Origin of the sequence: Ornithinimicrobium tianjinense (assembly GCF_014636495.1) — a bacterium.
GTDB lineage: Bacteria > Actinomycetota > Actinomycetes > Actinomycetales > Dermatophilaceae > Ornithinicoccus > Ornithinicoccus tianjinensis.
This window is the reverse complement of the sequence record NZ_BMEM01000001.1, coordinates 619,012-635,057: the sequence shown is the minus strand read 5'-3', so window position 1 is coordinate 635,057 and position 16,046 is coordinate 619,012. Positions and strand designations below refer to the sequence as shown.

18 protein-coding genes are annotated in these 16,046 nt (G+C 74.1%); 2 read left to right on the top strand and 16 right to left on the bottom strand.

All coding sequences use genetic code 11. The features are described 5' to 3' along the window. Positions 1-4: 4 nt before the first annotated feature. The 8 genes from bioD to IEV65_RS02995 form a co-directional block, all read right to left on the bottom strand. On the bottom strand, positions 5-751 hold the full coding sequence (gene bioD / locus IEV65_RS03030; RefSeq protein WP_229734830.1) for a dethiobiotin synthase: 747 nt from the start codon (positions 749-751) through the stop codon (positions 5-7). Positions 752-765: 14 nt separating this feature from the next. Next, complete coding sequence (locus IEV65_RS03025) at positions 766-1,914, bottom strand: cytochrome P450 (RefSeq protein WP_229734824.1); 1,149 nt, start codon at positions 1,912-1,914, stop codon at positions 766-768. After that, the gene (locus tag IEV65_RS03020) at positions 1,911-3,077 is read right to left on the bottom strand and encodes an aminotransferase class I/II-fold pyridoxal phosphate-dependent enzyme (protein ID WP_188428116.1); all 1,167 of its coding nucleotides are present in this window, start codon (positions 3,075-3,077) and stop codon (positions 1,911-1,913) included. The genes IEV65_RS03025 and IEV65_RS03020 overlap by 4 nt, the downstream gene beginning before the upstream one ends. Beyond that, the gene (locus IEV65_RS03015) at positions 3,070-4,404 is read right to left on the bottom strand and encodes an adenosylmethionine--8-amino-7-oxononanoate transaminase (protein WP_188428115.1); all 1,335 of its coding nucleotides are present in this window, start codon (positions 4,402-4,404) and stop codon (positions 3,070-3,072) included. The genes IEV65_RS03020 and IEV65_RS03015 overlap by 8 nt, the downstream gene beginning before the upstream one ends. Beyond that, complete coding sequence (bioB, locus tag IEV65_RS03010; RefSeq protein ID WP_188428114.1) at positions 4,401-5,588, bottom strand: biotin synthase BioB; 1,188 nt, start codon at positions 5,586-5,588, stop codon at positions 4,401-4,403. Before bioB ends, IEV65_RS03015 begins: the two co-directional genes overlap by 4 nt. A 64-nt stretch (positions 5,589-5,652) precedes the next feature. Further along, positions 5,653-6,297: a DUF305 domain-containing protein gene (locus IEV65_RS03005; RefSeq protein WP_188428113.1), complete on the bottom strand. Its 645-nt coding sequence runs from the start codon at positions 6,295-6,297 to the stop codon at positions 5,653-5,655. Positions 6,298-6,365: 68 nt separating this feature from the next. Beyond that, entirely contained in the window at positions 6,366-6,752 is a 387-nt protein-coding gene (locus IEV65_RS03000) for a DUF6153 family protein (protein WP_188428112.1), read from the bottom strand. Positions 6,753-6,802: 50 nt separating this feature from the next. Further along, the gene (locus tag IEV65_RS02995) at positions 6,803-7,042 is read right to left on the bottom strand and encodes a hypothetical protein (RefSeq protein ID WP_188428111.1); all 240 of its coding nucleotides are present in this window, start codon (positions 7,040-7,042) and stop codon (positions 6,803-6,805) included. A gap of 50 nt (positions 7,043-7,092) precedes the next feature. Here IEV65_RS02995 and IEV65_RS02990 point away from each other — a divergent pair, with 50 nt between their 5' ends. Continuing rightward, entirely contained in the window at positions 7,093-7,236 is a 144-nt protein-coding gene (locus IEV65_RS02990) for a hypothetical protein (protein WP_188428110.1), read from the top strand. 39 nt (positions 7,237-7,275) lie between these two features. On the opposite strand, the gene IEV65_RS02985 is transcribed toward IEV65_RS02990, so the two are convergent. The 6 genes from IEV65_RS02985 to IEV65_RS02960 form a co-directional block, all read right to left on the bottom strand. Next, positions 7,276-8,733 (bottom strand): amidase, encoded by a 1,458-nt coding sequence (locus IEV65_RS02985; RefSeq protein ID WP_188428109.1) that lies wholly within the window; start codon positions 8,731-8,733, stop codon positions 7,276-7,278. Between the two features lie 65 nt (positions 8,734-8,798). Beyond that, positions 8,799-10,025, bottom strand: a complete 1,227-nt coding sequence (locus tag IEV65_RS02980) for an amidohydrolase (RefSeq protein ID WP_188428108.1) — start codon at positions 10,023-10,025, stop codon at positions 8,799-8,801. A 55-nt stretch (positions 10,026-10,080) separates the two neighbouring features. Beyond that, positions 10,081-10,809 carry a hypothetical protein gene (locus tag IEV65_RS02975; protein WP_188428107.1) on the bottom strand — a complete coding sequence of 243 codons (729 nt, stop codon included), beginning with the start codon at positions 10,807-10,809 and terminating at the stop codon, positions 10,081-10,083. Between the two features lie 13 nt (positions 10,810-10,822). Continuing rightward, positions 10,823-11,548, bottom strand: a complete 726-nt coding sequence (locus IEV65_RS02970) for a DUF5058 family protein (RefSeq protein ID WP_188428106.1) — start codon at positions 11,546-11,548, stop codon at positions 10,823-10,825. 66 nt (positions 11,549-11,614) lie between these two features. Further along, positions 11,615-12,688: a C45 family autoproteolytic acyltransferase/hydrolase gene (locus IEV65_RS02965; protein ID WP_188428105.1), complete on the bottom strand. Its 1,074-nt coding sequence runs from the start codon at positions 12,686-12,688 to the stop codon at positions 11,615-11,617. Next, the gene (locus IEV65_RS02960; RefSeq protein ID WP_188428104.1) at positions 12,685-13,941 is read right to left on the bottom strand and encodes a Zn-dependent hydrolase; all 1,257 of its coding nucleotides are present in this window, start codon (positions 13,939-13,941) and stop codon (positions 12,685-12,687) included. The genes IEV65_RS02965 and IEV65_RS02960 overlap by 4 nt, the downstream gene beginning before the upstream one ends. A gap of 149 nt (positions 13,942-14,090) precedes the next feature. On the opposite strand from IEV65_RS02960, the gene IEV65_RS02955 reads away from it, so the two are divergent. Beyond that, positions 14,091-15,116 (top strand): LacI family DNA-binding transcriptional regulator, encoded by a 1,026-nt coding sequence (locus IEV65_RS02955; protein ID WP_188428103.1) that lies wholly within the window; start codon positions 14,091-14,093, stop codon positions 15,114-15,116. 6 nt (positions 15,117-15,122) lie between these two features. On the opposite strand, the gene IEV65_RS02950 is transcribed toward IEV65_RS02955, so the two are convergent. Together IEV65_RS02950 and IEV65_RS02945 are read right to left on the bottom strand one after the other, a co-directional pair. Continuing rightward, positions 15,123-15,518 (bottom strand): MerR family transcriptional regulator, encoded by a 396-nt coding sequence (locus IEV65_RS02950; RefSeq protein ID WP_229735042.1) that lies wholly within the window; start codon positions 15,516-15,518, stop codon positions 15,123-15,125. Further along, positions 15,518-15,982: a hypothetical protein gene (locus IEV65_RS02945; RefSeq protein ID WP_188428101.1), complete on the bottom strand. Its 465-nt coding sequence runs from the start codon at positions 15,980-15,982 to the stop codon at positions 15,518-15,520. Before IEV65_RS02945 ends, IEV65_RS02950 begins: the two co-directional genes overlap by 1 nt. Positions 15,983-16,046 lie beyond the last annotated feature (64 nt).

The following is a 16,046-nucleotide window of genomic DNA, read 5'->3' as shown; positions in this document are numbered from 1 at the left end:
CGGCCTAGGCACGCTGGCCCGCGACCACGTGGGCCAGCTGCACGGCAGCCGCCTGGAGAGCGGCGGGGCCCCGCCCACCCAGCCCCTCCTGGAGGCCGTAGGCCCAGGCGTAGCCGCTCCGGGTGGCCAGCTCCGCGAGCCTGGTGAGGTTGGCATGGTGCAGCGGACCCGGATCGGGGGGCCAGGAGCCGAGCACGAGCGCCCCGTCGGTGAGTCCTCGCCGCAGCGCGGCCTCGAGCGTGAGGGCCGTGTGGTTGAGCGTGCCGAGCGCCGGCCGCGTCACCACCACCAGCCGGGCGCCCAGCGCAACGGCCAGGTCGGCGACCGTCTCCCCGGCGACCGTCAGGTCAACGAGCAGCCCGCCCGCCCCCTCCACGACGACCACGTCGACGAGAGCGCTCAGCTGCCCGACCCGCGCGACGTGCTGAGCCAGGGTGGGCAGGGCGCTGGCCGCCGACTGGCCACCCTCGAGCAGCGCCGCGTCCACCGGCGCCATGGGCGGGCCCAGTCGCACGCCCTCGGCGACCAGCAGCTCGTCCTCCCCCGGGGGGCCGGCCACGCCAGAGGGGCGGTGCCGCAGGACACGCAGCCCGAGCAGTCGCGCCACCGTGTCGACGTCACCCTCGCCGGCCGCACTGACCCCGGTCTGGGTCGGCTTGTAGACCGCGACCGAGCGTCCGTGCGCCCGCAGGGCGGCGACGAGGGCAGCGGTGACGACGGTCTTGCCGACATCGGTGTCGGTGCCCGTCACGCAGAGGACGAGGGTCACGGCATACCTCGCGGGCTCCGGGCCAGCACCCGGTCGACGTGCTGGAAGGACAGCAGGTGGGACCAGGAGAGCTCGGCCTCCGCCGGCTGCAGGTCGGGGAGCGCGCGGGCAGTCTCGTGCAGGACCAGCTGTGCCTCCCGCTCGGCGAGCCCCGCGCCGAGGCAGCGGTGCACCCCGTGCCCGAACGCCAGGCCAGGATCGCCCGCCAGCCCGACCCCCGAGAGATGCAGGACGAGCTCCTCGCCGGCGGCGTAGGCCCGACCGCCGACCTCGGTGTCGGCGACGACCTCACGCCGCCAGGTCGGGACCGAGGACGCCGTCGCGAGCACGTCGCGGACCACCTCGCCGGCGGCTCTCTCGCTGCGACCGGCCGCCTCCCACGCGCCCTGGTGGAGCGCCGTGGCGAGCACGGTCTGCAGGAGCATCGTCGTCGTCTCCTGGCCGGCGATGGTGAGGAAGTAGGCGAGCGAGCGGATCTGTCGCTGCTCCACCCCAGCCTCGGCGAGAGCGGCGACAAGGTTGCCGTCCTCGGCCGCAGCGGCATCGGACACGGCCTCCCTCAGCCACACGTAGAAGTCGGCGGCGCTGCGCGCGAGCACCAGCTGCCGCTCCGCGTCCGGCCAGCCCCAGAAGAGCTCGAGCGAGCGGCGCCCCCAAGCGGTCAGTCGGTCCCGCGGCGGCGCCCCGACCCCGGTCAGCCGTTCCATGATCGTGGGCGGCACGTGCGCCGCGACCTCGGTCGCCAGGTCGACCGTCGCGCCTGCCGCGAGGGGGCCACGCACGCGGTCGCAGGCCGCCCGGGTCAGGGTGCGCACGGTCGGCTCCTGGGCCCTCACGCGCGCGGGGCTGAAGCACCCGGCCACGACGCGTCGCACCGCCAGGTGCGCCGGACCTGTCGCGCTCGCGAGCACCGGCGGCAGGGCGAAGCCGACCCGGGCGAGCGCGCGGAGGGAGTCCGGGGTGAGCGGGACGGCATACGAGAGCGCGTTGGTGGGCGCGAAGTCGTCCGCGCGACGGAGGACCTCGCGGACCTCGGCGGGGTCCTCGACGGCGCGGTAGCGCCGCCGCACCGCGTCGGGGTAGACGCCTGGCGTGCGCAGCTCGTGCGCGAGGGGCGCGCCGCGGGTGACCGGGCAGCCGCTCACGCGTGCACCTCCGCGACGGTCGTGGCGATCTGGTGCAGGGCGTGGTCGAGCACGTCGGCGTCGTGGTCGGCGTGCGCCGTGACCCGCAGCCGGGAGACGCCGTCCGGCACGCTCGGCGGGCGGAAGCAGCCGACAGCGACCCCCGCCTCGCCCAGACGTCCCGCGGCCTCGGCCGCGCGCTCCGGGGAGTCCATCCGCACCGAGTGGACGGCGCCCCTGCCACGCTCCACCCGTGCGGAGGTGAAGGGGTGGGCCGCGAGCGTGTCGTGGACCTGGGCGGAGCGGGCCACCAGGCGCGCGATGCGGTCCTCGTCCGCCAGGCCCAGGGCGGCCAGGGCTGCCCCGGCCGCGGGCGGTCCGAGCCCGGTGTCGAAGAGGAAGGTGCGCGAGGTGTTGACCAGGTGCTCGCGCAGCGCGTCGGCCCCGGCCCCGCCGAGCAGGACGGCACCGCCCTGGGAGCCGAGCGCCTTCGACAGGGTCGCGGTCACGACGACGTGGCCGGCGTCGGCGAGCCCGGCGGCCGCCACCGCGCAGCCTCCTGGCGTCGCGGCCAGCGTGTGGGCCTCGTCGACGACGAGGAGCGCGCCCCGGCCGGCGCAGAGGGTGGCCAGCTCCGCGAGCGGGGCCGCGTCGCCGAGGACCGAGTAGACGGACTCCACGACCACGGCGGTGCGCGGGGCGACGCGTGACTGCAGGGCGGCAGCGACCGCCTGGACGCTGCCGTGGTCGACGACCGTGACCTCGGCCCGGCCCAGCCGCGCCCCGTCGACAAGGCTGGCGTGGCAGTGGGCGTCCATGACCAGGTGCGTCCCCGGGGCGGCGAGCGCGCCGAGGAGGCCCAGGTTCGCGGCATACCCGCTGGAGAGCACGAGCGCGGAGCGCCGACCGGTGTAGGCGCACAGGCGCGCCTCGAGCTGCTCGTGGACCGGGTGGGTCCCGGTCACGACGCGGCTCGCGCCGGCGCCCGCGCCGTGCAGCCGGGCCGCCTCGGCGGCCGCGGACACGACCGCGGGGTGACGGGAGAGCCCCAGGTAGTCGTTCGAGGCGAGGTCCAGGGCGCCCTCCGGCAGCCCCCGGGCGGCGCGCTCCAGGCCGCGACGGTGGCGCACCCGCGCCCGCTCGGCGAGCCAGGCGCCCCAGACCCCGGCCGCCTGCTCAGCCATGGACCTCCTCCACCCCGCCCACGACCGCGGCCGTGAGCTCCGCGACGTCGGCGGCGCCGCAGACGTAGGGCGGCATGACGTAGACGAGGTCGCGGAACGGCCGCACCCAGGCGCCGCGGCGGACGACGGCCCGCGTCACCTCGGCCACGCGGACCGGGCCGTCGAGCTGGACGACGCCGACCCCGCCGAGCACCCGCACGTCCCGCACGGACGTCAGGTCCGAGGCGGGCTGGAGGCCGGCCTGGAGGTGGCCCTGCAGCCCGGCAACCTGGGCGCGCCAGGCCGGCCCGTCCCCGCCGTCCGCGGTGAGCAGGCCGAGCGAGGACGCCGCGACGGCGCAGGCCAGCGGGTTGCCCATGAACGTCGGACCGTGGAGGAGGGCACGCGGCATACCGTGCCCGCCCGAGCCGACCACCTCCGCGACGCGCGCGCTGCACAGGACCGCAGCCAGCGTGAGGTAGCCGCCGGTCAGCGCCTTGCCCACGCACAGCAGGTCGGGGACGACGCCCGCGTGCTCGGTGGCCAGGAAGCGGCCGGTGCGGCCCAGGCCCGTCGCGATCTCGTCGAGGACGAGGAGCAGGTCGTGCTCGTCGGCGAGCTCGCGCAGCACCGTGAGGCAGCGCGGGTGGTAGACGTGCATGCCTCCGGCGCCCTGGAGGACGGGCTCGGCGACGATGCCCGCCAGCTCGCGTGCGTGGGCGGCGACGACGTCCCGGGTATGCCGTTCCCAGGCGGCCTGGTCGTCCTCGTCGACCTGCCACGACCCGTCTGCCAGCAGGCGGGCGGCCGGTGGTCGCGGTGCGAAGACGTGATCGGCGGTCATGCCGGAGAAGGCTGCGTGCATCCCGTCCACCGGGTCGCAGACGCTCATCGTCGCGAAGGTGTCCCCGTGGTATCCCCCGCGCAGGGCCAGGAACCGGCTCCGCTCCGGTCGGCCACGTGCGGCGTGGTGCTGGAGGACGATCTTGAGGGCCACCTCGACGCTGATCGAGCCGGAGTCCGCGAGGAAGACGTGCTCGAGGCCGGCCGGGGCGAGCGTCACGAGCCGCTCGGCCAGCTCGACGGCCGGCTCGTGGGTGAGGCCGCCGAACATCACGTGGCTGAAGCGGTCGAGCTGGGCCCGCGCCGCGGCGTCCAGCACCGGGTGCCGGTAGCCGTGCACGGCGGACCACCACGAGGCCATCCCGTCGACGACCTCACGCTCGGTGGCCCCGTCGTCGAGGGTGAGCCGGACGCCCGAGGCGGCGCGCACGGCATACAGGGCACCGGCGTCGACGGGGGCGTAGGGGTGCCAGAGCAGGCCCCGGTCCCGCTCGAGGAGGCTCATGCGTTCGGTGCGGCGTCCGTCCCGGCGCCGCGGCGGCGCAACGCCGGGGTGCCGCAGCAGCCGCCGGCGGGGGTCTCCTCCACCGCGTGCTGCTCGGCGCGCTGGGCGGCCTCGGCGCGCTCGGCGGCCTCGCGCAGGGTCGAGGCGAGGACGGCCGGGTCCTCGTCCTCGCGGCCGAGCACGACGAGACCGGCGTCGGCGATCATCTGCAGGTCGTCGGAGGCGGCCTGGCCCTCGCTGGTGAGGTAGTCGCCGAGGAACAGGGAGTTGGCGACCTCGAGCGCGAGCGGCTGCAGGGTGCGCAGGTGCATCTCGCGGCCCCCGGCCATCCGCAGCTCGGTGTCCGGGCAGGCGAGGCGGACCAGGGCCAGGATGCGCAGGCAGCGCAGCGGGGTCAGCTCCCAGGTGCCGGCCAGCGGCGTGCCGTCGAAGGGCATGAGGAAGTTGACCGGGATGGAGTCGGACCCGAGCTCGCGCAGGGCCAGGACCGCCTCGACGACCTGCTCGTCGCTCTCCCCCATGCCGACGATGAGGCCGGAGCACGGCGACAGGCCCGCGTCGCGAGCCTTGCCGACGGTGTCGACGCGGTCGGCGTAGGTGTGGGTCGAGCAGATGTCGGCGTACATCGACTCGGCGGTGTTGAGGTTGTGGTTGTAGGCGTCGACCCCCGCCTGCCGCAGGCGCTCCGCCTGGCCGTCCTTGAGCAGACCCAGGCAGGCGCACACCTCGACGTCGGGGTGCTCGCCTTTGAGCTGCTCGACCATGCCCGCGACCCGCTCGACGTCGCGGTGCGTCGGGCCCCGCCCGGCGGAGACCATGCAGACCCGGGAGGCACCCCCGGCCACGCCCATCGCGGCCTGGTGGACGGCCTCGTCGGGCGAGAGCCAGGTGTATCTGAGGATGTCGGCCGTGGAGCCGAGACGCTGCGAGCAGTAGGTGCAGTCCTCCGGGCACAGGCCGGACTTGAGGTTCACCAGGTAGTTGACCTTGACGGTGCGGCCGAAGGCGCGGCGGCGCAGGGTGCCGGCGGCGGCGACGAGGGGCACGGTCAGCGCGTCGGGGGTGGCGAGCACGGCCAGTCCCTCCTCGGCGGTGAGCCGGTGGCCGGCCGCGATGCGCGACACGAGGTGTGCGGGGTCGACCACGGCGGGGCGGACGTCGGACGAGGCATCGGTGGCTGTCACGACCGGTGAGCCTAAGGGACGGGCGCGCCGCAGACCGCACGCGCCCGTCCCGGAGGCGGGTGGCTCAGCCCTCGAGGTCGGCGATCATCCCCCGCATCGCCTCGACCTCGGCCTCCTGGGTGCTGACGATCTGCTCGGCCATGGCGACGGCGTCAGGGTGCTCGCCCGCGTCGACCTCGTCCTGGGCCATGGCGATCGCGCCCTCGTGGTGCTCGATCATCATCTCCAGCCACATCAGGTCGAACTCCTCGCCCTGAGCCGCCTCGAGCGACGCCATGTCCTCGGCGCTCATCATGCCCTCGGAGCCGTGGGCGGCGTGCTCGCCGCCGCCCTCCGGCACCTCCTCGCCCCAGGCGGTGAGCCACTCGGTCAGCTGGTCGATCTCCGGCTGCTGCGCGGCCTTGACCTGCTCGGCGAGGTCCGTGAGCGTGGAGCCGTCGTGCGCGAGCACGAGGTCGGCCATCTCCACCGCCTGGGCGTGGTGCGGGACCATGCCCTGGGCGAACGCCACGTCGGCGTCGTTGTGCGCCTCGGCGCCGGCGTCCTCGGTCGCGGTCGAGGTCGTCCCCGCCGAGGTCGGGGCGGAGGAGCTCTCCGGATGACCGGCGTCGTGGCCGTCGGTCTCGGTCGCGCACCCGGCGATCAGGAGGGTGGCGAGGGTGAGGGTGGGCAGGGTGATGGTGGGCAGGGTGAGGCGTCGTGCGTTCATGTCGGTGATCCTTCGGGTGGTGGGGAAAGAGGAAGAGGCGCGGCGGCCGGAGCCGCCCGGGGCGCTTCCTAGGTCCGCATCACGCAGAGGGCGAGGAGCGAGGGAGTGGGCGGCGGGCGGCGGTGCCGGTGCAGCCGGCCCAGGTGCCGGGCGAGCCGACCTCGGCCTCCGGCGCGGCCGGGACGCGGGCGCAGGTGACCCGCCATCAGCAGCACCACCAGTCCGGTGCCGACCACGGCGAGGCACAGACCGATCCAGCCGTGGTGGCCGCCGTCCTCGTGCTCACCGCGCTCGTGGTCGACCGGCTGCTCCAGTGCGTGTATGGCGTGCCCGTCGGCGGACGCGCTGTGCACCTGGGCGGGGGCAGCGACGTGGTGCATCGCCAGGATGCCCAGGGCGAGGAGCACGACGAGGAGGAGTCGCGGCAGCGCGGCGACGCGGAGCGCGTGCGGCATACCTGACCTCCTGGGGCGTGGGCGGCCACCCAGCATAGGTGCCGATCGCCTCAGTCGCGACGCCGGAAGACGACCGCCAGGGCCCGCGCCGCGAGCACGAAGCCGAAGAGGAAGAGGGTCCCGCCCAGGATCACCGCGGGGCCGACGGGCTCCTCGAGCGCGGCGCCGCCGTCGGAGACGAGGACGAGCACGCCGGAGACCGCCAGGACCGACGCGAGGACGGTCGTCACGGCCTGGTCCACGATGCCGGAGACGAACGCCCGGTCGTCCGGGTCGGCCAGCCAGCGCACCCGCAGCTGGGCCTCGCCGCTCTGGACAGCGGCGGCTGACAGACCTCGCCATGAGCATCTGGGCCGTCGTGCACGGGGCCGTCAGCCTGGAGCTGACAGTGCTGGCCGAGCAGCCGGCGGCCTGGCGTGAAGAGTTCTACGAGCGGCAGCTGCAGATGATCGGCGAGTTCTGGCTCGGTCCGTCCGGCGCCTGAGCAACGACCTCACGCGCTCGGTGGGGGTGGTGGGGCGGGTCAGAGGTCGGGGTGGCGGGCGGCATACCCGGTCGCGGCCTCGAAGGCGTGCGCGACGCGGAGCAGCTCGACGTCCTTGCCGGGCGCGGCGACGAGCTGCACGCCGATCGGCAGGCCCTCCCGGGAGAAGCCGCCCGGCACCGAGATCGCCGGGCAGCCGGTCGCCGAGATGACGGTGACCGCCCGCATCCACTCCAGGTAGTTCTCCATGGGGCGGCCGTTGATGCTGGCGGGGTACTCCAGGGAGGCGTCGAACGGCAGCGCCTGGGCGGTCGGCAGGACCAGCACGTCGTGGCTGGCGAAGTAGGCCTGCGTGGCCGCCCAGAGCCGCCCGCGCGCCTCGTCCTTGGCGATCAGGTCGTCCACGGTGAGCGCGAAGCCGAGCTCGGTGTTCCACACCACGGCCTGCTTGATGCGGGGTCCGCCCGGGCGCGCCTTCTCCGCCCGCACCACCTCGCCCCAGGTCGCGACGAAGTCGTAGGCCCGCTGCACCGAGAAGACCTGGTCGGCGTCGCGCAGGTCCGGCACCGAGTCGTCGACCTCCGCCCCGAGCCCGGCCAGCACCGAGCCGGCCGCGCGCACGGCGTCCTGGACCTGGGCGTCCACCTCGAGCAGCCCGTCGAGGTCGGGGCTCACCCCGATGCGCACCCCGCGCAGGTCCGGCTCGTAGGCCGCCCCGAGGGCGAGCTCCGGCAGGTCGAGGTCGCTGCCCGGCCGGTCCACCGAGCAGGGGCCGAGCGGATCAGGGCCGGCGGCGACGCCCATCAGCAGCGCGACGTCGCCGACCGTGCGCGCCATGAAGCCCTTCTGCGCCAGCCACGACCACGCGTGGCCCGGCGCGAGGTGCGGGATGAGCCCGTTCGAGGGGCGCATCCCCACGACGTTGTTGAACGAGGCCGGCGTGCGCAGCGACCCGCCCATGTCCGAGCCGTCGCCCGAGGCCTGGATGCCTGCCGCGAGCGCCGCCCCGACACCCCCGGAGGAGCCGGCGACCGAGCGGGTCGGGTCGTAGGGGTTGACCGTGGTGCCGAAGACGGGGTTGAAGGTGTGCGCCCCGGCGGCGAACTCCGGCACGTTGGACTTGCCGGTCGTGATCACCCCCGCGCGACGCAGCCTGGCCACCACGAGGTCGTCGGTCTCCGGCACCCGGTCCGCGTAGACGGGAGAGCCGAGCGTGGTCCGCATACCGGCGGTGTCGTGGGTGTCCTTGTGCGTCATCGGCACCCCGTGCAGCGGGGGCAGCGCCTCCCCCGTCCGCCGGGCCTCGACGAACCGCGCGTCGGCGGCGCGCGCCTCCTCGAGCGCCCGGTCGGGGTCGGTGGTGACGATCGCGTTGATCACCGGGTTGACCTGGTCGATACGGGCGTAGTGCGCCCGCACCGCCTCCTCGGCGCTCACCTCCCCGCGGGCGAGCAGGTCGGCGAGCTCGCGGGTGGACAGCCAGGTCAGGTCGGTCATCGTGGTCCTCTCCGGGTATGACGTGCCGGCCGCGGCGCCCGGGTGCGGGCGCCGCGGCGGGGTGGCTACTTCTGCAGGTGCGAGACCAGCGCCGTCAGCGCGGCCCGGGTGCCGGTGCGCAACGCCGTCGCGGGGTCGTCGGGCAGGAACATCGGCGAGTGGTTGCCGGGGACGCCGGCCTCGATGGACTCGGCCTTGTGACCGCCGAAGAACCAGTAGGTGTACGGCACCCCGATCGCGTCGCCGAACCGGCCGACGTCCTCGGACCCGGTGACGGCGTCGGACTCGACGACGGCGTCCTCGCCCAGCTCCTCCCGGAACGCGTCCAGCAACGGCCGGGTGAGGTCCGGGTCGTTGTAGCAGCGCGGGAAGTCGTACATCTTGCGGATCTCCGGCTCCGGGGCGCCCGCCGCGGCCGCCTCGGCGTGGATGATCCGCTCGATGGCCGCGAGGGCCTTGGCGCGGACGTCCTCGTCGAAGGAGCGCATGTTGATCGTGAACACCGCCTTGTCCGGGATGATGTTCTCCTTCAGCCCGGCGTGGAAGGTCGCGATCGTCAGCACGAGCATGTCGCGCGCGGACGTCTCGCGGGACACCACGGTCTGCAGGCGGGTGACCATGTAGGCGCCGAGCACGACCGGGTCGATGCTGTTCTCCGGCTGCGAGCCGTGCGCCTGCCGGCCGCGGACCGTGACCTCCAGCGAGTCCGCCATCGCCATCGCGGTGCCGACGGAGACCGCGATCGTCCCGGCCCTGGCGGGCCAGACGTGCTGGCCGAAGACCGCCGAGGGCCGAGGAGCCCTGTCCCAGAGGCCGTCCTCGAGCATCGCGGCCGCGCCGGCGGAGGTCTCCTCGCCCGGCTGGAAGAGGAAGACCACGGTGCCGGACCACAGGTCGCGGTGGTCGGCGAGCAGGCGCGCCGTCTCCAGGCCGACGGTGATGTGGGTGTCGTGCCCGCACCCGTGCATGACCGGCACGTCGGTGCCGTCGGCCAGGGTGCCGCGGGCGGTCGAGGCGTAGTCGGCGCCCGTGTCCTCCTCGATCGGCAGCCCGTCGGTGTCGGCGCGGTAGGCGATCACCGGGCCGTCCCCGTTGGCCAGGGTCGCGACGACACCGGTGCCTCCGCAGATGAACGTCTCGTAGCCGCGCTCCTGCATGAGCGCGCTGATCCGCTCGGCGGTCCGGTGCTCCTGCATCGACAGCTCCGGAGCGCGGTGGAAGTCCTGGTAGAGCTCGACCAGGGTCTCAAGGTTGGCGTCGAGGTCCTGGGTGAGCGCGGCAGCCAGTGCCATGGGTCTCCTTCGGGTGCGTACTAGGGGTAGGTGCGGACGTCAGGCCTGGCGTGGCCTAGTTGATGAGGGCGCTGTCCTCGTCGTCGTCCTTGGCGCCGTGCGTGAACCAGACGATCGCGACGGTGAGCACGACGCAGATCGCGATCTGGAACGACGACACGAGCTTGGGGGTGTTGGGGACCAGCAGCAGGATGACGAGCAGCGCCACGCCGATCGAGATGGCGGTCGCCTTCACCTGCTTCAGCGTCGCGATGAGCTGCACCATGACGCCGCCGAGGATCGAAGGGAGGATGTAGACGCGCGCGACCTCGGTGATCGACGGCGGCATGATGCTCACGATCCACGTGCCGAGGACCCCGACGAGCAGCAGCAGCGACGTCACGTGGACGACCGCCGCGCCGGAGATGGCTGCCGTTGCCGCATAGGCCGCCTTGCGGGTGCCCGGCTTGGCCCCGATGGTGGACTGCGCCACGATCGCCGAGGGCACCAGCTTGTTGGCGATGTTGCCGATGAGGAAGGCCTGGTACATCCCGGCGGTACCGAGGATCGGGTAGTAGGTGATCGGCTCGATGACGTAGAAGGCGCCGTAGACGGCCGCGACGGCGATGAACGCGGTGATGATCTGTCCGGCGGTGACGTCCAGGTCGGTCGTGAACATCACGATGAACGGGATCGCGGTGGCGATCACGAAGCCGACGAAGAGGGTGAGACGGCCCCAGGTGTTGGTGGTGCGCGTGTAGGCGGCGAACAGGGCGTCCTGGTCGGCGGAGTAGGTGGTCTTCATCGCAGCTCCCCTTTCAGTTGGTCGCGATGTAGGCGGCGATGAGACCGCCGACGATGGAGAAGCCGAGGGCCCATTCCCGCAGCCAGGCCTGGTTGAGGCGCCGCGCGACCCAGAGGCAGATGGCCATGATGACGGCCGAGACGACGGTGGCGAGGATGTGGATGGTGGACTTGGGCAGCTCGTTGACCGTCAGCCCGGCGAACGCCGCGAGGAGCGCGCCCGCCGGGATGATGGCCATCAGGGCGGGGTTGACGTGGGCGAGCGCGCTCTCGCCGCGCGCCAGGATCGGGGTGAGGATCAGGGTCGAGATCATCCAGCACGCCCCGGACAGGCTCATCGCCATGAGGGCGATGAGGAAGACGTCCGGCGTGTAGGAGGCGTCACCGAGGTTGGCGCCCACGGTGCCGGCGGCGATCGAGGCCGACGCGGTCTCGGTGGCGGCCGAGCCGATGAGCCCGATGCGCACGAGGATCGGCGGGGTGCCGAAGAGGGGCAGCAGCGCGATCGCGACGAGGACGACGGCCAGGGACGGGCCGATGGCCGCCACGCCTCCGGCGCGGAAGGCCTGGAAGACCTCGCGCTGGGTCATGTCGGCGCCGGCCGCGTTGGCCCGGACGGCGCGCATGTAGACGTAGGACTGCAGCAGGACGACGCCGAGGACGGCCACGGCGAGGATCCACAGCAGGGGCGAGTTGGCGACGGCGCTGATCTGCGACGTCGTGCTCTGGGACAGGTTCATGAGAGGGCCTTCATGGGTGTGGGTGGTTCCTTCGGGGTATGCCGTGCGTGCACGGCCGGGTGGGGGTCAGAGCTGGTAGGTGACGCTGGCCTGCGAGGCGCGCTGGGGGACGCCGGCGCTCACGCTGATCCGTCGTCGGACCGGATCGGTCCGGACCGTGACGAGGGTGGCCAGCCGCTCGGCGGCGGGCAGGGTCTCGTCCGGCAGGAGCGCGACACCACGCTGCTCCAGCGGCGAGCACAGGAGGGGGACGAGGTCCTCCGCGCTGCGCGGCGCGGGGCGCCCGGCCGACCGCTGCTCGAGGAAGTCCAGCCGGTCGGCGGTGTTCGAGGAGGGGTCCAGCAGCATCGCCCCCTCCTGCCGGTCCTCGGCCAGGAAGTGGTTGGTGTGTGCCTGCCACCCCGGCCCGTCGAGGACGGAGACGCCGACCGGCGAGATCTCCACCATCGCCACGCGGTCGGGCGAGACGACGGTGACGACCGACGACGAGGTCGTGGCCGCGGACCTGACGATCTCGACCGCCTCGGCGACCGAGGTCGCCCGGGTCAGCACCCGGGAGAGCACCGCGTGCACGGGCACGCCACCCGGCGCGTCGTCGCGGTGCTTGAGGATGTTGAGGTGGACGCCGACGCCCGCGGCGTTCAGGCCGATCTTGCCCGGTATGCCGTACTCACTGAACCCGGCGTGCGCCTGCTCCCCGCCCAGCGGCTCCACCCGCTGGGGGTGCCAGCACCCGGAGAACCGGTCGTACCAGTCCCACGTCTGCGCCGAGACCGTGGCGCCGTCGGCCTGGTGGGCCAGCGTGGAGCACTCCCCCGGCGCGGCGGGGGCCAGGGTGAGGATCTCGGTGCGGGCGACCGTGCGACCCACCTCGAGCAGGTCCAGACCGGCACCCTCCGCGATCCCGGTCAGCTCGGCATACTGCTCGGGGTCCCAGGCGCGGAGCGCCTGCAGCGAGGCCAGCGCCGCCTCGCGCTGGTCGACCTCGCCGATGCCCAGCTCTCCGAACAGCTCGGCGTAGGCACGAGAGGTCTGCGCGACCGCACCGGCGAGGGCGCCGCCCCGGTTCCGGCCGCGCTCGCGGGCGTCCTCGCCGCGGATGCTGACGGCGTGGAGCGGGACGAGGTGGGGGGCGGTCATCGGCGTCCTCGCTGGTCGAGGGCGACCAGCGCCTGGGTGAGGGCCGTGATGCCGGCCGTGATGTCGTCGAGGTCGGTCCACTCCTCGGGGCAGTGGCTGCGCCCGTCGCGGGAGGGGACGAAGAGCATGCCGGCGGGCACCTGCCGGGCGATGACGGCCGCGTCGTGCTCGGCGCCGCTGAACAGCCGCGAGGAGGACAGGCCCAGTCCGTCGACGACCGCGGCGAGCGTGCCCACGACGGACTCGTCCATCGGGGCGGGCTCCTGCAGCGGCAGCCAGTCCACCTCGACCTGCACCCCGCGGCTGCCGCCCTCCTCCTGGGCGGCGGCGGTGAGCCGGTCCTGGGCGTGGTGCAGCCACTCGGCCTCGGGACCGCGGAACTCCCCGCGGAACTCGGCGTGGGCGGTGACCACGTTCGTGGCCGCCGGGGTGAAGGTGACCTGCCCGCTCGTGCCCTTGGTGCGGTCGCCGCCGCTGCCGATGCGCTCGACCGCGAGGACCGTGCCCGCCGCGGCGCACCCGGCGTCGTGCCGGACGTCCATCGGGGTGGTCCCCGCGTGGTCGGCGCGACCCTGGAAGAGCGCCCGGAAGCGGGAGATGCCGGTGATCGACTCGACGAGCCCGATCTGGCTGCCGTGCTGCTCGAGGTACGGCCCCTGCTCGATGTGCAGCTCGACGAAGGCGTCGACCCCGCTGAAGTCGTAGCGGGCTCCGAGCAGGGCGGAGGCGTCGATGCCGACGGCACCCAGAGCGTCGGCGAGCGTGCGGCCGTGGTCGTCGGAGAGGCCGAGGTGGTGGGTCGTGAGCTCGCCCGCCATCGCTCGCGAGCCGACGCAGCTGAGCCCGAACTCGTTGGGCTCCTCGTTGAAGAAGTCGACGACGACCAGGTCGTGGGCCAGCCGGACGCCGGCCTCCTGGAGCGCCCGCACGGTCTCGATCGCACCGACCACCCCGACGATCCCGTCGAAGCGGCCGCCCCCGACGACGGTGTCGGTGTGCGATCCCACCATGAGGCTGCGCCCCGACCCGGTGCCGCGCAGGCGGCCGACGACGTTGCCGGCCCCGTCGAGCGTCGTCTCCAGGCCGGCGTCGACCATCCAGCGGCGCACGGTCTCGCGTCCCTCACGGTCGACCGGGCCGAGCGCCGTGCGCGTCCACCCCGGCCGGTCCGGCTCCACCACGCCGGCGAGCGTGCGGAGGCCCGCCTCGACCCGCCCGGCATCCACGCTCGGGTCACGGAACGACCGGCTCATACCGCCACCAGCTCCTTCGCCTCGGTCACGTTCCCGGTCGGGGACCGACGGGCGTCGGCCTGCTCGGCTCAGGAAGGTCTGAGCAAGAACGTTTGCGCAAGTGAACCAAACGTTTGGCAACTCGTCAATGGTCCAGGCACACTTTGTTCATGACCCTCGACGGACCAGGCACGCGCAGCCGGGCGACCCTGACCAGCCTCGCGGCCGAGCTCGGGCTGCACGTGTCCACGGTCTCGCGCGCCCTCTCGGGGGACCCGGGACGTGTCTCGGCGACGACGGTCGAGTCCGTGCGCCGGCTGGCGGAGCAGCGCGGCTACCGGTCCAACCTCACCGCGCGGGCACTGCGGACGGGGCGCTCGTCGGTGGTGGGCATGCTCGTCCCACGCCTGACGGACGAGGTCCTGGCCACGGTCTACGAGGGCGTGGACCTCGCCTCGATGGAGGCGGACTACGTCACCCTCGTGGCCAACACCCTGGACGATGCCGATCTGCGCGAGCAGCGCGTCGACCTGCTGCTGGGGCGGCAGGTCGACGGGGTGATCCTCGCCGACTCCCTGCTCGGCTCCAACGCCGCGGACCGCCTGGACAAGGCGGGGGTGCCCTACGTGCTGGCCCTGCGCTGCCTCCCGACCGGCCTCAACGTGGGCACCGACGACCTGCTCGGTGGCCGGCTCGCCGCGGAGCACCTGCTGTCCCTCGGGCACCGCCGCATCGGGGTCATCGCCGGTGAGGACCGCGCGAGCACCGGGGTGGAGCGGGCCCGAGGCTTCCTGGACGCGTGCGCGGAGGCCGGGATCGCCATACCCGAGCACGCGGTCGTCCCGTGCCGGTTCAGCGTCACGGAGGGCGCGCGGGCCGCGGCCGTCCTGCTGGACGCCGCTCCCGACGTCACGGCGATCTTCGCGGCGAGCGACAACGTGGCACTGGGCGCGGTGGGGACGCTGCGCGAGCGCGGGCTGTCCGTCCCGGACGACGTCTCGCTGGTGGGCTACAACAACCTCCCGATGGCTGCCTCGATGCCCGTGCCGCTGACCTCGGTCGACTCGCGGCTGGTCGAGGTGGGCCGGGGTGCCATGGCAGCACTGCTCGACCTGCTGGACGGCGGCCGCCCTTCGTCGCTGCGGCTCGCCCCCGAGCTCGTCGTCAGGGCCTCGACCGCCCCGCCGAGGGCCTGAGACGCCTCAGTCGCCGGCGAGCGCGGCGACCACCGGGCACGGGCCCGCCGGGTCGAAGCCGCCCGGCGACAGGAGCGAGTCGAGCGCGGAGCGGACGCGCTGCAGGTCCGCGATCTGCGCGTCGAGCTCGGCCAGCTTGGCCGCGCCGCGCCTTGCCACCTCGCCGCCTGGCACCTCTCCGCGCCGGGTGCCCGACGAGAGCTCGGTGATCTGCACGAGCTCGCGGAGGGTGAACCCGAGCTCCTGCCCGCGCCGCAGGAACCGGACGCGGCGCAGGTCCTCGGCGTCGTAGCAGCGGTAGCCGCCGGAGGTCCGGAGCGGCTCCTCGAGCAGCCCCTCCCGTTCGTAGTAGCGCACCGTCGAGACCTTGACACCCGCCAGCGAGGCCAGCTCGGAGATCATCACGGGGCGAGCGTAGGCGCCGGCTCCGAGGTGGCGCTCGGTCGCGACGGCGCACCGGCGGCGCGGAGGGGTCCAGCGAGGGCGAGCGCCTGGACCACGAGCCAGCCGACCTCCGGCACGAGGAAGCCGAGGACGACGGGCGAGGCGCCCGCGACGAGGGCCGCCACCATCGCGAGCGAGAAGAGCAGCCGGGCCAGGACGTCCGCCGCGCCGAGGACGTGGTCGGGCCGCACGGTGCGCACGGTGGCCCACACGACGACCAGGCTGCCGGTGAGGTTGGCGAAGAGGACGGTGAACGGGTCGGCCGCGGACGGGAGCGACCCGGTCAGCCCGAGACCGTCGTGGGCGAGGCCGAGGGCCCCGAAGGCCCACACCGCCGTCCAGGGCAGGGCGAAAGGTGCGGCGATGACGAGGTCGTAGATCGCGGAGGCGCGGACGACGGTGCGAGAGGTGGTGTGGCTCATGCGCCCAGCGTCGTCCCTGCACCCGGGTGCAGGGTCAAGTCCGGCTGCGTTGGACCGCGGGGCG

Bases quoted from the DNA above. Each gene is read 5' to 3' on its own strand.
- IEV65_RS03020 (WP_188428116.1), bottom strand. From the start codon at position 3,077: ATGGCTGAGCAGGCGGCCGGGGTCTGGGGCGCCTGGCTCGCCGAGCGG.
- IEV65_RS03015 (WP_188428115.1), bottom strand. From the start codon at position 4,404: ATGAGCCTCCTCGAGCGGGACCGGGGCCTGCTCTGGCACCCCTACGCC.
- IEV65_RS03005 (WP_188428113.1), bottom strand. From the start codon at position 6,297: ATGAACGCACGACGCCTCACCCTGCCCACCATCACCCTGCCCACCCTC.
- IEV65_RS03000 (WP_188428112.1), bottom strand. From the start codon at position 6,752: ATGCCGCACGCGCTCCGCGTCGCCGCGCTGCCGCGACTCCTCCTCGTC.
- IEV65_RS02990 (WP_188428110.1), top strand. From the start codon at position 7,093: ATGAGCATCTGGGCCGTCGTGCACGGGGCCGTCAGCCTGGAGCTGACA.
- IEV65_RS02985 (WP_188428109.1), bottom strand. From the start codon at position 8,733: ATGACCGACCTGACCTGGCTGTCCACCCGCGAGCTCGCCGACCTGCTC.
- IEV65_RS02980 (WP_188428108.1), bottom strand. From the start codon at position 10,025: ATGGCACTGGCTGCCGCGCTCACCCAGGACCTCGACGCCAACCTTGAG.
- IEV65_RS02975 (WP_188428107.1), bottom strand. From the start codon at position 10,809: ATGAAGACCACCTACTCCGCCGACCAGGACGCCCTGTTCGCCGCCTAC.
- IEV65_RS02970 (WP_188428106.1), bottom strand. From the start codon at position 11,548: ATGAACCTGTCCCAGAGCACGACGTCGCAGATCAGCGCCGTCGCCAAC.
- IEV65_RS02965 (WP_188428105.1), bottom strand. From the start codon at position 12,688: ATGACCGCCCCCCACCTCGTCCCGCTCCACGCCGTCAGCATCCGCGGC.
- IEV65_RS02960 (WP_188428104.1), bottom strand. From the start codon at position 13,941: ATGAGCCGGTCGTTCCGTGACCCGAGCGTGGATGCCGGGCGGGTCGAG.
- IEV65_RS02955 (WP_188428103.1), top strand. From the start codon at position 14,091: ATGACCCTCGACGGACCAGGCACGCGCAGCCGGGCGACCCTGACCAGC.
- IEV65_RS02950 (WP_229735042.1), bottom strand. From the start codon at position 15,518: ATGATCTCCGAGCTGGCCTCGCTGGCGGGTGTCAAGGTCTCGACGGTG.
- IEV65_RS02945 (WP_188428101.1), bottom strand. From the start codon at position 15,982: ATGAGCCACACCACCTCTCGCACCGTCGTCCGCGCCTCCGCGATCTAC.